Annotated in this window: 13 protein-coding genes; 9 read left to right on the top strand and 4 right to left on the bottom strand. The window is 56.0% G+C overall.

The genetic code is table 11. The annotated features are described in order from the left end of the window. Positions 1–145: 145 nt before the first annotated feature. A complete protein-coding gene (locus DXU84_RS15090; protein WP_217243768.1) occupies positions 146–1,339 on the top strand; it encodes an amino acid aminotransferase in 1,194 nt (397 codons plus the stop codon). Positions 1,340–1,442: 103 nt separating this feature from the next. Here the strand turns inward: DXU84_RS15090 and DXU84_RS15085 are convergent, their stop codons facing one another. Together DXU84_RS15085 and DXU84_RS15080 are read right to left on the bottom strand one after the other, a co-directional pair. Beyond that, positions 1,443–2,228 (bottom strand): DeoR/GlpR family DNA-binding transcription regulator, encoded by a 786-nt coding sequence (locus DXU84_RS15085; protein ID WP_112197680.1) that lies wholly within the window; start codon positions 2,226–2,228, stop codon positions 1,443–1,445. A gap of 36 nt (positions 2,229–2,264) precedes the next feature. Next, positions 2,265–3,161, bottom strand: coding sequence for a sugar kinase (locus tag DXU84_RS15080; protein WP_153376131.1), 897 nt, complete (start codon positions 3,159–3,161; stop codon positions 2,265–2,267). Between the two features lie 172 nt (positions 3,162–3,333). On the opposite strand from DXU84_RS15080, the gene yihU reads away from it, so the two are divergent. The 7 genes from yihU (at position 3,334) to DXU84_RS15045 (ending at position 11,776) form a co-directional block, all read left to right on the top strand. Further along, entirely contained in the window at positions 3,334–4,230 is an 897-nt protein-coding gene (gene yihU, locus DXU84_RS15075; RefSeq protein ID WP_153376129.1) for a sulfolactaldehyde 3-reductase, read from the top strand. A 22-nt stretch (positions 4,231–4,252) separates the two neighbouring features. Then, positions 4,253–5,131 carry a sulfofructosephosphate aldolase gene (gene yihT / locus DXU84_RS15070; protein WP_013577353.1) on the top strand — a complete coding sequence of 293 codons (879 nt, stop codon included), beginning with the start codon at positions 4,253–4,255 and terminating at the stop codon, positions 5,129–5,131. 15 nt (positions 5,132–5,146) lie between these two features. Next, positions 5,147–6,388: a sulfoquinovose isomerase gene (gene yihS, locus DXU84_RS15065; RefSeq protein ID WP_153376127.1), complete on the top strand. Its 1,242-nt coding sequence runs from the start codon at positions 5,147–5,149 to the stop codon at positions 6,386–6,388. Positions 6,389–6,405: 17 nt separating this feature from the next. Further along, complete coding sequence (locus tag DXU84_RS15060) at positions 6,406–8,442, top strand: alpha-glucosidase (protein ID WP_153376125.1); 2,037 nt, start codon at positions 6,406–6,408, stop codon at positions 8,440–8,442. A gap of 55 nt (positions 8,443–8,497) precedes the next feature. Beyond that, the gene (locus DXU84_RS15055; protein ID WP_121019649.1) at positions 8,498–9,883 is read left to right on the top strand and encodes an MFS transporter; all 1,386 of its coding nucleotides are present in this window, start codon (positions 8,498–8,500) and stop codon (positions 9,881–9,883) included. Positions 9,884–9,929: 46 nt separating this feature from the next. Beyond that, positions 9,930–11,345: an MFS transporter gene (locus tag DXU84_RS15050; protein ID WP_013577349.1), complete on the top strand. Its 1,416-nt coding sequence runs from the start codon at positions 9,930–9,932 to the stop codon at positions 11,343–11,345. Positions 11,346–11,422: 77 nt separating this feature from the next. Next, positions 11,423–11,776: an MmcQ/YjbR family DNA-binding protein gene (locus DXU84_RS15045; RefSeq protein ID WP_153376123.1), complete on the top strand. Its 354-nt coding sequence runs from the start codon at positions 11,423–11,425 to the stop codon at positions 11,774–11,776. Here DXU84_RS15045 and DXU84_RS15040 read toward each other — a convergent pair. Continuing rightward, complete coding sequence (locus tag DXU84_RS15040) at positions 11,758–12,678, bottom strand: pyridoxamine 5'-phosphate oxidase family protein (protein ID WP_013577347.1); 921 nt, start codon at positions 12,676–12,678, stop codon at positions 11,758–11,760. The genes DXU84_RS15045 and DXU84_RS15040 overlap by 19 nt on opposite strands. 6 nt (positions 12,679–12,684) lie before the next feature. Further along, a complete protein-coding gene (locus DXU84_RS15035; protein ID WP_013577346.1) occupies positions 12,685–13,305 on the bottom strand; it encodes a glutathione S-transferase in 621 nt (206 codons plus the stop codon). A gap of 101 nt (positions 13,306–13,406) precedes the next feature. Between DXU84_RS15035 and DXU84_RS15030 the strand changes: the two genes are divergently transcribed. Further along, positions 13,407–14,324, top strand: a complete 918-nt coding sequence (locus DXU84_RS15030; protein ID WP_013577345.1) for a LysR family transcriptional regulator — start codon at positions 13,407–13,409, stop codon at positions 14,322–14,324. Positions 14,325–14,392: the final 68 nt, after the last annotated feature.

Raw genomic sequence — 14,392 nt, 5'->3', positions numbered from 1 at the left:
TTGATACGCAATGAGTGCCCGAAAATCGACAACATAGTTGTCATCTTTTTTAACGAACTTTGATAGTCTGTGAAACAGTTGCGATGCGCCGGGTTGCCGGATGTGGATCGCAGCGCCACTTAACCAAACCAAGGAGATGTATACCGTGTTCCAACATGTCGATGCCTATGCCGGTGACCCGATTTTGTCGCTGATGGAAAGCTTCAAGACCGATCCGAGACAAGATAAGGTAAACCTGAGCATCGGTCTTTATTACGACGAGCAGGGTATTATTCCGCAACTGGCGGCAGTGGAAAATGCAGAGCAACAACTGAACGCCGGGCCACAGGCCGCGTCAGTCTATCTGCCAATGGAAGGTCTGCCCGCATACCGCGCAGGCATTCAGGAATTGCTGTTTGGTGCCGATCATCCGGCGCTGAAACAACAGCGTATTGCGACCATTCAGACCGTCGGCGGTTCCGGCGCACTGAAAGTCGGTGCTGATTTCCTGAAGTTTTATTTCCCGAATTCAGAAGTTTACGTGAGCGACCCGACCTGGGAAAACCACGTGGCTATCTTTGCAGGCGCAGGCTTCAAAGTGCATACCTATCCGTACTTTGACCCAGAGACGCTGGGGGTAAATTTCCCGGCGATGATTGACCGCCTGAAAACCTTGCCAGCGCAAAGCATTGTGCTGCTGCACCCTTGCTGCCACAACCCGACCGGTTCTGACCTGACGCCAGCGGAGTGGGATCAGGTGATTGAAATCACCAAACAGCGTGAGCTGATCCCGTTCCTCGACATCGCTTATCAGGGCTTTGGCGCGGGCATTGACGATGACGCTTACGCCATCCGGGCGATGGCTGCGGCAGGTGTGAACTGCTTCGTCAGCAACTCCTTCTCGAAAATCTTCTCCCTGTACGGCGAACGTGTCGGCGGCCTGTCTGTGGTCTGTGAAGACAGCGATGCGGCGGGACGTGTACTGGGGCAACTGAAAGCCACCGTGCGCCGTAACTACTCCAGCCCGCCAAGCTTCGGCGCGAAAGTAGTGGCGAAAGTCCTGAGCGACAGCGCGCTGAATGCCCAGTGGAAAGCCGAAGTCGAGCAAATGCGTACCCGTATTCTCGAAATGCGCCACACGCTGGTCGACAGCCTGAAAACCGCCTTGCCGGGCCGTAATTTTGACTACCTGCTGCAACAGCGCGGGATGTTCAGCTACACCGGTTTCAGCGAAGCGCAGGTTGTCCGTCTGCGTGAAGAATTTGGCGTTTACCTGATACTCAGCGGCCGCGTCTGCATGGCCGGTCTGAATCACCACAATGTGAAGCAAGTGGCTGAGGCTTTCGCCGCGGTTCAGTAAATCCCCGTCATACTTCGGGCTGCGTGAGCTTACCGCCTTCCCGCAACCCGAATTATTTAGGGGATAAGATGTTGATTAAGGCCGACAGAAATGTCGGCCTTTTTTATTCCGCGGTACTGACTTTTATCACTTCGACCTGATGGTTTTTCAGCACCTTGAGCAATCCGGCGGGCGGAAGTTCGTCGGTGAACAGCGCCGTGGCCTGTGAGACATTGCCGATTTCGACCGCCGCTGAGGCATGAAATTTGGTATGGTCAGCAGCCAGCAGGATATGGCGTGAATGCGCCATCATGGTTTTCACCACGCTGGCCTCGTTGACATCGAACTCCAGCAGGGCGCCGTCGCTTTCAATTGCGCCGACGCTGGTCACCAGATAGTCGGCACGAAAGCCGGCGACAAAAGCCGTGGCCGCCGGGCCGATAATGCCACCATTATGCGGGCGCAGCGTGCCGCCAGGCACCATCACCTCAAAGCGCGGGTTCTTATACAAAATATGCGCGACGCGCAGACAATTGGTGATAATCCGCAGCCGGTTATGATTGAGCAGCGAATGCGCGACCTGCTCGACTGTGGTGCCAATGGTGATAAACACCGTTGAGCCGTCGGGGATGTAATCGGCGATGGATTCCGCAATGGCTTTTTTCTCTTCCGTCCAGGAAATCTCGCGCTGCTCAAAGGCAGTATTGACCACACTTGAGGCCCGCCCCGCGCCACCGTGATGGCGCGTGATCAGCCCCTGATCGCTGAGCTTGCGGATATCGCGGCGGGCGGTTTGGGTCGAGACATCCAGTAACGCCGCCAGTTCTTCAATGTTCATGTAACCACGCTCGGCAATCAATGCGAGCAGTTGATCGTGGCGCGGATTACCGGTCAGTTCAGTAAGACTCATGGATACATCCTTTAAAATGAGCGTCTGAGTCGTATTCTATACAGAAAGTGACAAAAAAGACCGGGCCTGATCACAGTCAGGTATCCCCGCACGGCCACCCGGCCGGGTACATTTCAGTGCAGCAACACCGCTGGCAAAGCGCACGGCTTCGGCGGGCGACGCTCCCTGGGCCAGACTGACCGCCAGTGCGCCGTGAAAAACATCTCCTGCGCCGGTGGTGTCCACTACGTTGACGGCAAAACCCGGCTGATGATGCAAACGGTCATTTTCCAGCCAGAGACAACCTTGCCCGCCCTGCGTGACATACACATGACCATTTGTGAGCGTTTGGGCGTTAACTAACGCAGCACCGGCGTCCGTTTTTCCGGTCAGCCGTTGCAAACCGGGCGCGGAAAAGGCGCTGTGGTCGCTTAACGCCACCAGTTCGGCGATATCCTGTGGCGTCACATCGGCATCCAGCACGGTGAGCACACCGGCCTGGCGCGCCAGGGTAAACGCCTGCTTCGCGCCGTCATGCCAGCGCACATCAGCCAGCACCACATCCCACTGGGAAAAGTCGATGGCTTGTAACCACTCGGCGGAAACGGGTAAATCCGGGCTGGGATAATTGATGATGATCCGCTCACCTTTGTTGTCCACCAGAATGGCGGATTGCGAAGAACGGGCCTGCTCAACGCGACGGACATAGCGGGTATTTACCCCCAGGGATTCCAGCTCCGCGAGCAGCCGGTTGCCGGTATCGTCATCGCCCACGCGACCAATAAAGTCCACCTGTGCGCCCAGTCTGGCCGCCGCCACCGCAGCCGTGGCCGCCGGACCGCCACCCACTTCATGATATTTTTCAGCGACATACTTCCCTCCTTCCGCAGGCAGTTCTTCAACGTAATAGATCCGGTCCATCACGGTAATTCCAACACAGGCGATACGAATCATGGCTATTCCTTAAGCGTGTTTTGATGGGGTTATTTTAATTTAGCGAATTGTTAAAAAAGTGATGGCTGTCAATTTTTTGACCTTAAATTACAAATACGATCAAAAAACGACAAACACAGACACCGCTGATTATCAAAAAGTGACATGCCTGATCAGCACAAAGGAGAGACGGATGGCAAACGTCGCATTTATTGGTCTGGGGCAAATGGGCGCTCCGATGGCGGCCAATCTGATTAAACAGGGACACCGGTTAGCGGTGTTCGATCTCAACCCGCAGGCAGTTAACTCACTGATACGGCAGGGGGCAACGGGCAGCAAGAGCGCGGCAGAAGCGGCGGCGGGCGCAGAATTTGTCATTACTATGCTGCCCAACGGCGATCTGGTAAGTGAGGTTTTATTTGGCCGTGATGGTATTTGCGAAACCCTGAGCCCGTCCACGCTGGTTATTGATATGTCGACTATCCATCCGTTACAGACCGACAAGCTGATTGCGCAGATGCACGAAAAAGGCTTCAGCATGATGGATGTGCCGGTGGGCAGAACCTCTGATCACGCAGTGGCCGGTACCTTACTGCTACTGGCAGGCGGCACGGCAGAACAGGTTGAGCGCGCGAGGCCAGTGTTGATGGCGATGGGCTCGGAGCTGATTAACGCGGGCGGGCCGGGCAAAGGCATCCGCGTCAAGCTGATCAATAACTACATGAGTATCGCCCTGAATGCGCTCTCCGCCGAAGCCGCCGTGCTGTGCGAAGCGCTGGATCTCTCTTTTGATGTGGCGCTGCAGGTAATGAGCGGCACCCCGGCCGGAAAAGGCCACTTCACCACCTCATGGCCGAACAAAGTGCTGAAAGGTGATTTGTCACCGGCCTTCATGATTGACCTCGCCCATAAAGACCTCGGTATCGCGCTGGACGTCGCTAATCAGTTGCATGTGCCGATGCCGCTCGGTGCGGCTTCCCGCGAAGTGTACAACCAGGCGCGTGCCGCCGGGCGCGGGCGTCAGGACTGGACCGCCATTCTTGAGCAGGTGCGCACCAGCGCCGGTCTGGCTCAGAAAACACATCCGTAACGCATTAACCAAGGAAAGTTAAATGACTCATTACAGCCTTAACGATATCACCCGTCCGTCCGGCGGCTTCGCCATGCTGGCGGTCGATCAGCGTGAAGCGATGCGCTTAATGTTCGCGGCAGCCGGCGCGAAAGCCCCGGTCGCCGATCAGGTGCTGACTGATTTTAAAGTCAATGCCGCGCGGATTTTATCGCCGTACGCCTCCGCGATTCTGGTCGATCAGCAGTTCTGTTACCGCCAGATTGTTGAGCAACAGGCCATCGCGAAAAGCTGCGCCATGATTGTCGCGGCAGACGAATTTATTCCGGGCAACGGCATTCCGGTGGACAGCGTGGTGATCGATAAAAATGTCGATCCGCAACAGGTCCGGGAAAACGGCGGTAAGGCGCTGAAATTACTGGTGCTGTGGCGCAGCGATGAAGATCCGCAGCAACGTCTGGCGATGGTGAAGGAATTTAATCAGCGCTGCCATGCACACGGGCTGCTGAGCATTATCGAGCCGGTGGTCAGGCCGCCGCGTCGTGGCGACAAATTTGACCGCGAACAGGCGATTATCGATGCCGCAAAAGAACTCGGCGACAGCGGCGCTGATCTTTATAAAGTCGAAATGCCACTCAGCGGGCGCGGTACGCAGGCTGAACTGCTACGTGCATCGCAACACCTCAATGAACATATTCATATGCCGTGGGTGATCCTCTCCTCCGGTGTTGATGAAAAACTCTTCCCGCGCGCGGTCAGCGTCGCCATGACGGCGGGCGCGTCCGGTTTCCTCGCAGGCCGTGCGGTCTGGTCATCCGTGGTCGGTTTACCTGATACCGAACTCATGCTCAGGGATGTTTCCGCGCCGAAATTACAGCGCCTGGGCGACATTGTGGACGAGATGATGGCGCGCCGCCGCTAACGAAAGGAGTGGAAAATGAAATGGTTTAACACGTTGAGCCACCACCGCTGGCTTGAGCAGGAAACCGACCGGATCTTCGATTTTGGCAAAAATGCCGCTGTGGCCACCGGCTTTGGCTGGCTGGGCAATAACGGCCAGGTCCGGGCAGAGATGGGCACCCATTTGTGGATCACTGCCCGCATGCTGCACGTCTATTCCGTTGCCGCAGGCATGGGCCGTCCCGGTGCGTATGCGCTGGTGGATCACGGCATCCGTGCCCTCAACGGCGCGCTGGCGGATAAACAATACGGCGGCTGGTACGCCTGCGTAAATGATGAAGGCGTGGTGGATGCCTCGAAACAAGGTTATCAGCATTTCTTTGTTTTGCTGGGCGCCGCCAGCGCGGTCACCACCGGCCATCCTGAGGCCGGAGCGTTACTCGATCAGGCCATCGGCGTGATCGAAAAGTATTTCTGGAGTGAAGACGAACAGATGTGTCTCGAGTCGTGGGATGAAGCCTTCAGCGAAACCGAAGCCTATCGCGGCGGCAATGCGAATATGCACGCCGTCGAAGCTTTCCTGATTGTTTATGACGTCACGCACGAACGCAAATGGCTGGATCGCGCACTGAGAATTGCCTCGGTCATTATTCATGACGTCGCCCGTCGGGGTGAGTATCGCGTTAATGAACATTTCGATACGCAGTGGAACCCGATCCGCGATTACAACAAAGATAATCCGGCGCACCGTTTCCGCGCTTACGGCGGCACGCCGGGGCATTGGATCGAATGGGGACGGCTGATGCTGCATCTGCATGCCGCGCTGGAAGCCCGTTTTGAAACGCCACCAGCCTGGTTGCTGGAAGATGCCAAAGGGCTGTTCCACGCCACCCTCCGCGATGCCTGGGCACCGGATGGCGCAGACGGTTTTGTTTATTCCGTTGACTGGGACGGGAAACCCATCGTGCGTGAACGCGTGCGCTGGCCGGTTGTGGAGGCAATGGGCACCGCGTATGCACTGCACTGCGTGACCGGTGAGGCGCAATACGAAACCTGGTATCAGACCTGGTGGGATTACTGCGTGAAATACCTGATGGACTACGAAAATGGTTCTTGGTGGCAGGAGCTGGACACTGACAACAACGTCACCACCAAAGTCTGGGACGGCAAACAGGATATTTATCATCTGCTGCACTGCCTGGTGATCCCGCGTCTGCCGCTGGCACCCGGGCTGGCGCCTGCCGTGGCTGCGGGTCTGCTGGACGTTAATGCAAAATAAAAATCACGGAGACCATCATGAGTACCCTACAAAATAAAAATACTCAGATTGAATTTATCGCCGGTAATAACGAATTTTCGCTGATTTATCAACAGCGTCTGATTTTACGTCATACCGCGCAAGCGCCTTGTTTGTGGATTGGCGGCGGCGAAGCGGATATCGATATGTTTCGCGGTAATTTCAGTATTAAAGATCGTCTGAATGAAAAGGTCGCCCTGACAGACGTTAAGATCACTGCGCAACCCGCGGGATGGCACTTACATTTCAGCCGTGGTAATACGCTCAGCGCTACGCTGGTTATCACCACCGATGATAGCGGGCGTTTACAGCTCAACCTGCAAAATGATAACCGCGCACATAACCGCATCTGGTTGCGGCTGGCAGCGCAACCGCAAGATCATATTTACGGCTGCGGTGAACAATTCTCTTACTTTGATTTGCGCGGCAAACCTTTCCCGCTGTGGACCAGCGAGCAGGGCGTCGGGCGCAACAAACAAACCTATGTGACCTGGCAGGCCGACTGCAAAGAGAACGCAGGCGGCGACTATTACTGGACGTTCTTCCCCCAGCCGACCTTTGTCAGCACGCAGAAGGTTTACTGCCATGTTGAAAACAGCGGTTATATGAATTTCGATTTCAGCGCGCCGGACTACCACGAACTGGCCTTCTGGGAAGATAGCGCCACGCTGCGTTTTGAATGTGCCGACGACTATATCAGCCTGCTGGAAAAACTCACTGCGCTGTTGGGCCGCCAGCCGGAATTACCGGACTGGGTATACGACGGCGTGACGCTGGGTATTCAGGGCGGCACGGAAGTCTGCCAGCAGAAACTCGACGTGATGCGCGAAGGCGGCGTGAAGGTCAACGGCATCTGGGCGCAGGACTGGTCCGGTATCCGCATGACCTCATTCGGCAAACGCGTGATGTGGAACTGGAAGTGGAACAGTGAGCTGTATCCGCAACTCGACCAGCGTATTCCTCTGTGGAAAGAAGAGGGCGTGCAGTTCCTTTCTTACATCAATCCGTATGTCGCCAGCGATCGGGATTTGTGTGCCGAAGCCTCAAAAAAAGGCTATCTGACCAAAGATGCCACGGGGGGCGATTATCACGTCGAATTCGGCGAGTTTTACGCAGGCGTGGTCGATCTGACCAATCCTGCTGCCTATGACTGGTTCAAAAACGTCATCAAAAAGAACCTGATTGAACTGGGATGTGGCGGCTGGATGGCGGATTTCGGTGAATATCTGCCAACCGATACCTTCCTGCACAACGGCATCAGTGCGGAAATCATGCATAACGCCTGGCCCGCACTGTGGGCGAAATGTAACTACGAAGCCTTGCAGGAAACCGGCAAGCTCGGCGAGGTGCTGTTCTTTATGCGCGCCGGTTACACCGGCAGTCAGAAATATTCGACGATGATGTGGGCGGGTGATCAGAACGTTGACTGGAGCCCGGACGACGGGCTGGCCTCGGTGATCCCGGCGGCCTTGTCGCTGGCAATGAGCGGCCACGGTCTGCATCACAGCGATATTGGCGGTTACACCACGCTGTTCGAGATGAAACGCAGCAAGGAACTGCTGCTGCGCTGGTGCGATTTCAGCGCCTTCACCCCGATGATGCGCACTCACGAAGGCAACCGTCCGGGCGACAACTGGCAGTTTGACGGCGACGCGGAAACCATCGCTCATTTCGCCCGCATGACCGGCGTGTTCACTCATCTCAAACCGTATATCCGGCAGGCCGTGCAACAAAACAGTCAGCGCGGTTTACCGGTGATGCGTCCGTTGTTCCTGCATTACGAAGACGATGCCCGCACCTATACCCTGAAATATCAGTACCTGTTTGGCCGCGATCTGCTGGTGGCACCGGTGCATGAAGAAGGGCGCAGCGACTGGTCGCTGTATCTGCCGCAGGATACGTGGATCAACGCCTGGACCGGGGAAACGCATCACGGCGGCGATATTACGGTGGCCGCGCCGTTAGGACAGCCGCCGGTCTTTTATCGTGCAGACAGCGAGTGGGCAGCGCTGTTCGGTGCATTACGTCACCTCTGATAAGGCTTGCCCGCCGGGGGGAATACATCGCCCCGGCGGGTGAAGGAGAATAATAATGAGTCAGACAACATCGGAAAACCCCGCGACCCTGCGCCTGCCTTTCAGGGAAAAACTGGCCTACGGCATGGGGGATTTAGGCTCCAATATCCTGCTCGATATTGGCACGCTGTACCTGCTGAAATTTTACACTGACGTGCTCGGCCTGCCGGGGACTTACGGCGGCATTATCTTTTTGATCGCCAAATTCTTTACCGCATTTACCGATATGGGTACCGGCATCATGCTGGATTCGCGCCGTAAGATCGGGCCAAAGGGCAAATTCCGCCCCTTCGTATTGTACGCCGCGTTTCCGGTGACGTTGCTGGCCGTCGCCAATTTCGTCGGCACACCGTTTGAGATCACCGGTAAAACCGTCGTGGCAACACTGTTGTTTATGTTGTACGGGCTGTTTTTCAGCATGATGAATTGCTCGTATGGCGCGATGGTGCCTGCTATCACCAAAAACCCGGACGAGCGGGCGTCACTCGCGGCATGGCGGCAGGGCGGAGCCACGCTGGGACTGCTGTTGTGCACTGTCGGTTTTGTGCCGGTGATGAACCTGCTTGAAGGTCATGCGCAGCGCAGTTATATCTTTGCCGCGACGCTGTTCTCGCTGGTCGGGTTACTGTTTATGTGGCTGTGTTATGCCGGCGTGAAAGAGCGTTATGTCGAGGCGCAGCCCGCCAGTGATACGCAAAAACCGGGGCTGTTGCTGTCATTCCGGGCGATTGCCGGTAACCGTCCGCTGTTCATTCTGTGCATCGCCAATCTCTGCACGCTGGGGGCGTTTAACGTCAAACTGGCGATTCAGGTGTATTACACGCAGTACGTGCTGAATGACCCGATCCTGCTCTCTTATATGGGTTTTTTCAGCATGGGATGCATTTTCATTGGCGTGTTCCTGATGCCTGCCGCCGTCCGGCGATTTGGTAAGAAAAAAGTGTATATCGGCGGTCTGGCGCTGTGGATTGTCGGCGACATCCTTAACTACTTCTATGGCAGCGGCTCGGTCAGCTTTGTCGCGTTCTCCTGTCTGGCGTTCTTCGGATCGGCGTTCGTCAATAGCCTGAACTGGGCGCTGGTGTCCGACACGGTGGAATACGGCGAGTGGCGCACCGGCGTGCGTTCGGAAGGCACGGTCTACACCGGTTTCACCTTCTTTCGCAAAGTTTCACAGGCACTGGCGGGGTTCTTCCCCGGCCTGATGCTGACGCAAATCGGCTATGTGCCTAACGTGGTGCAGTCGGCGCACACGCAGGAAGGGCTGCGTCAGCTGATCTTCATTTATCCCTGTGCGCTGGCGGCAATCACCATCGTGGCGATGGGCTGTTTCTATAACCTCAACGAGAAAATGTACGTGCGCATCGTTGCGGAAATTGAGCAGCGTAAGCAGACGGCATAATGCATTCACTGTAACAGCGCCCTGCGGGGCGCTTTGAGGATCGCCTATGAAGGATTGTCATCACCCTGATCCGCTGACGTTGCGCGAGAAGTGCGCCTATGGAATGGGCGATTTTGGCTCGAACCTGATGTTATGTATCGGGACGCTGTATCTCCTGAAGTTTTATACCGATGAACTGGGCATGCCGGCGTTTTATGGCGGCATCATCTTCCTGGTGGCGAAGTTTTTCACCGCTTTCACCGATATGCTGACCGGCGTGTTACTTGATTCCCGCCGTCATATTGGTGCGCGGGGTAAGTTCAGACCGTTCATTTTGTATGCCTCCGTGCCGGTAGGGCTGATCGCGACGGCGCAGTTTATGGCGAATGATTTCGGCCTGCCGGTGAAAACGGCGCTCGCCACCGTACTGTTTATGTTGTTCGGCTTGTTCTACAGCCTGATGAATTGTTCATACGGCGCGATGGTGCCCGCTATCACCAAAAATCCCCATGAACGGGCGCAGCTTGCCGCCTGGCGCCAGGGCGGTGCCACGCTCGGATTATTGTTGTGTACCGTCGGGTTTATGCCGGTACAGGCGTTGTTCGGTAATTCCCCTTCGGTGGGGTATTTCTCCGCTGCCCTGATTTTCGCCACCTGCGGCATTCTGTGTATGGGCTGGTGCTATCGCGGCGTCAGGGAACGTTACGTTGAACTCACGCCTGCTGGACATAAATCCGGCATCCTGCGGTCGTTTCGCGCCATATTTCGTAATCCGCCGTTGCTGGTACTGTGCCTCGCCAATCTGTGTACGCTGGCGGCGTTTAACATCAAACTGGCGATCCAGGTGTATTACACGCAGTACGTGCTTAATGATATTCATCTGTTGTCGTGGATGGGGTTTTTCAGCATGGGCTGCATTCTGGTCGGTGTCTTTCTGGTGCCGGGTTGCGTGAAACGCTTTGGCAAAAAACAGGTGTACCTGGGGGGATTACTGTTGTGGGCAACCGGCGATATGCTTAATTTCCTGTGGGGAAACAGCTCGTTAAGCTTTGTGCTGTTTTCCTGCATGGCATTTTTTGGCACCGCATTTGTCAACAGCCTGAACTGGGCGCTGGTGCCAGATACCGTGGATTACGGCGAATGGAAAACCGGTATTCGTGCCGAAGGCTCGGTGTATACCGGTTATACCTTTTCACGAAAAATATCTGCCGCGCTTGCCGGATTCCTGCCGGGAATTATGCTGACTCAAATCGGTTATATCCCGAATGCGGTGCAGGGCAGCGCGACCTTACTCGGTTTGCGTCAGCTGATCTTTATCTGGCCCTGTGCACTGGCTATCAGTGCGGCGATCATTATGGGCGTATTTTACAAACTCAATGAGGAACGCTTTGCCAGAATCATTGAGGAAATCGGCGCGCGCAAAAAAGGGGAGATTCCAGATCCTGTCACCGGCAAAGAAAAGACGTCTGTGTTAAGCCTGTAAATCGTTCAGGTTTGCTATGGTTAACCGAGGGCACTTTCGTGCTACGTAGCCATCACGTTACAAGGAGAAACCCAAACATGACCAGTTCGGAATTGCTGACCTATTGCATGGGAAAACCCGGTGCGGAGCAAAGTGTTGAAAATCAGCGCGGCGCAAATCAGGTAAAAGTGGGCGACGCGATGTTTGCCATGGTGTGTGAAATTGATGGCCGCGAGGCTATTTCGCTGAAAACCAGCCCTGAACTGGCAGAGCAATTACGGGCAGCACATCCGGATATTGTGGCGGGAGATCATCTCAACAAAGCGCACTGGAATACCGTGTTCCTCGACGGCTCGCTGCCCGATTCACAGTTTTATTATCTGATTGATGATTCCTACCAGTTGGTGGTATCCGGTCTGCCGGAGGCGGTGCGTCAGGAAATTGGCCGCTGATTATCCGGCCAGTTGCCACTGCTGAGGGTTGCAGGAGAGAAGTCCGCCACCTCTGCCCGCCACGGCAGTGCGCCGCGAAACCGCCACACGCGGGTGATGTCCAGGCTCCAGTAACGTTCTGCGCCTGCTGGCCCGGGAATATCCTCCGGCTGCCAGTGGATTTGCGTGTGTCCCTGAAGATGCAACAGGTCACCGTTTTCGAAATCGATAAACAGCAGTGCAGCACGCGGTTCTGCCAGCAAATTCCCCAGCGTATTCATATAACGGTTGCCGCGAAAATCAGGCACCCATAAGCGGTTTCCCACCAGATGCGCAAATCCCGGCTGGCCGCCGCGATGCGACACATCGGCACCGCCGTGCGCGTGGCTGGCGATAAAAAACGTATCGGCGCGGGCAATCAGTGCGCGGGCGTCAGCATCCGGTTCGGTCATATCCTCCCGCGCAGCCAGCGGCAAACTGACGGGAACATCGGCCAGTTTGCGTATCTGGATATACTGCGGACAATTACCAAAACTTTGATCGACGACGATCTCAATGCGGTTTTTATCCATGCGCCCGATCCTGCCGTTCACGCGGTTACGCCGCCGGTTGGAAAAATCGATCCCCAGCCCGCCAATCTGTTTCCCCGGCTGTAAAGCGGCCAGGGCCGGATCGTCCGCCCGTCGCGGCGCATTTATCCGCAAATGGATGTCATCCGGCGTACTGATAAACCCGGCGGGGCCGGTCAGCAGAGTTGCCACCGGCCAGCCGTTTTCGTCCAGTGTTGAGATAAACAGATACGGCAGCGTGGCGAAAAAAAGCCGGTGCTGTTCCGGCATCGCATCGCGGATGCCGTGTGCGGAAACATCAAACCCTGCCATGTCCTGTGCCAGGATTTCGTCTGCATGGAAAGGATGGTTCATCGCGTTTTACCCCACAATTTCAGGCAGTGGCAACGCCGGAAGTGGCGTAAAGCCCGGCAGGCTTTGCACCCGTTTCAGCCAGCGGCGAATCGCCGGGTAATCCGCCAGCGAAACGCCGCCTTCCGGAGCCGTCGCCACATAGCTGTAACAGGCCAGATCGGCAATGGTGGCCCGCTCCGTCGCCAGAAACTCGCGGCTTTCCAAATGCTGTTCAAGCTGTGGCAGAAACTTTGCCGTCACGGCCAGCGCGCTTTCATAAGATTCCGGTGCCGCGAACTGTTTCACCATGCGGGCGGATGCCGGGCCGTAACGCACTTCACCGGCGGCGCGGGACAACCATTTTTGCACCTCAGCGGCCTGCACCGGATCTTCCGGCAACCAGTGGCTGTCGGGCGCGTAACGTTTCACCAGATACACCAGAATCGCATTGCTGTCGGTGACAACGAGTTCGCCGTCGGTCAGCACCGGCACCTGCTGCAGCGGATTTAACTGCGCGAATTCGGCGGTTTGACGAATGTCTTTGCCGCCGTCTTTGTTCTCAAAGGGCAGACTGAGCATGTTCAGCAGCAGAGTTACGCGGTGGCAATGGCCGGAAAGCGGTGTGCTGTAAAGTTGAATGGCTGGCATGGAATGTCTCCTTTATGGGTCTGGCGTCAAGATTACTCTTGCATCAAATGATTGGGATCCACGAAGATTGAAATTGAGCGTTTCACCTGGTGGAAGAATCTATGGACCGTTTAGATGAAATGGCGATTTTTGTCGCTGTACTTCAGTATGGCAGCCTGGCGGAAGCTGCCCGTAAACTTCACCGTTCTCCTCCGGCGATCACCCGCGCCATTGCTTCGCTGGAACACCGGTTCGGCGCAAGGCTGGTCGAGCGCACCACGCGCAGTCTGGCGCCGACAGAAGCAGGCGCACGGCTGGCGGAAAAAGCGCGACTGCTGCTCAGCCAGTATCAGAACGCGGTAGAAGATACCGCAGAAACCCAGCTCAGCGGCCTGCTGCGCATCACCGCACCGGTACAGTTTGGTCGTAAACACGTCGCGCCGCTGGTGATGGAATTTCTGGCGCAACATCCTGATATGCAAATCGAAATGATGTTAAATGACCGTAATCTGGATCTGATTGACGAAGGGTTAGATCTGGCGGTGCGCATCGGTCATCAGGAAGATTCAGGCAAAGTCGCCCGTAAGGTTGCGCAAGTCACCCGCGTTCTGGTCGCCAGTCCGGCGTATCTGGCGCAGCATGGTGAACCGCAACATCCGTCGGAACTCGCTTCTCATCAGACGGTGATGGGCACGCTGCGCACCCAAATCCGTGAATGGCGTTTCGGGCCGAATGAGGACGATTTGCGCGTGCGGCTGTCGCCACGTTTGCTTTCCAACGATGTGGAATCGCAACTGCTGGCGGTGCGCAGCGGGCAGGGGATAGCACGGTTATTGTCGTATCAGGTCAGGGATGATGTGCAGGCAGGCCGTATGGTGCGGCTGCTGAAGGATTTCGAACCTTTGCCGTTGCCGGTACAACTGGTGGCGCAGCAGGTACAGCAAATGCCACGCAAGGTACGGACTTTCTGGGATTTTGCTTATCAGCGGCTGAGTGCACTGCCGCAGCTTCATGCTTTAGATGCATCTTCGGAACAGTGACGCCGATCACGCTCGCTGGCGGTAAAAATAACCTACTCTGAGAGTTGTGCAAAAACAGTGAGTTACTT

The organism is Rahnella sp. RcJ3 (assembly GCF_009498575.1).
Classification (GTDB): Bacteria; Pseudomonadota; Gammaproteobacteria; order Enterobacterales; family Enterobacteriaceae; genus Rahnella; species Rahnella aceris.
This window is presented reverse-complemented; position numbering and strand designations above follow the sequence as displayed.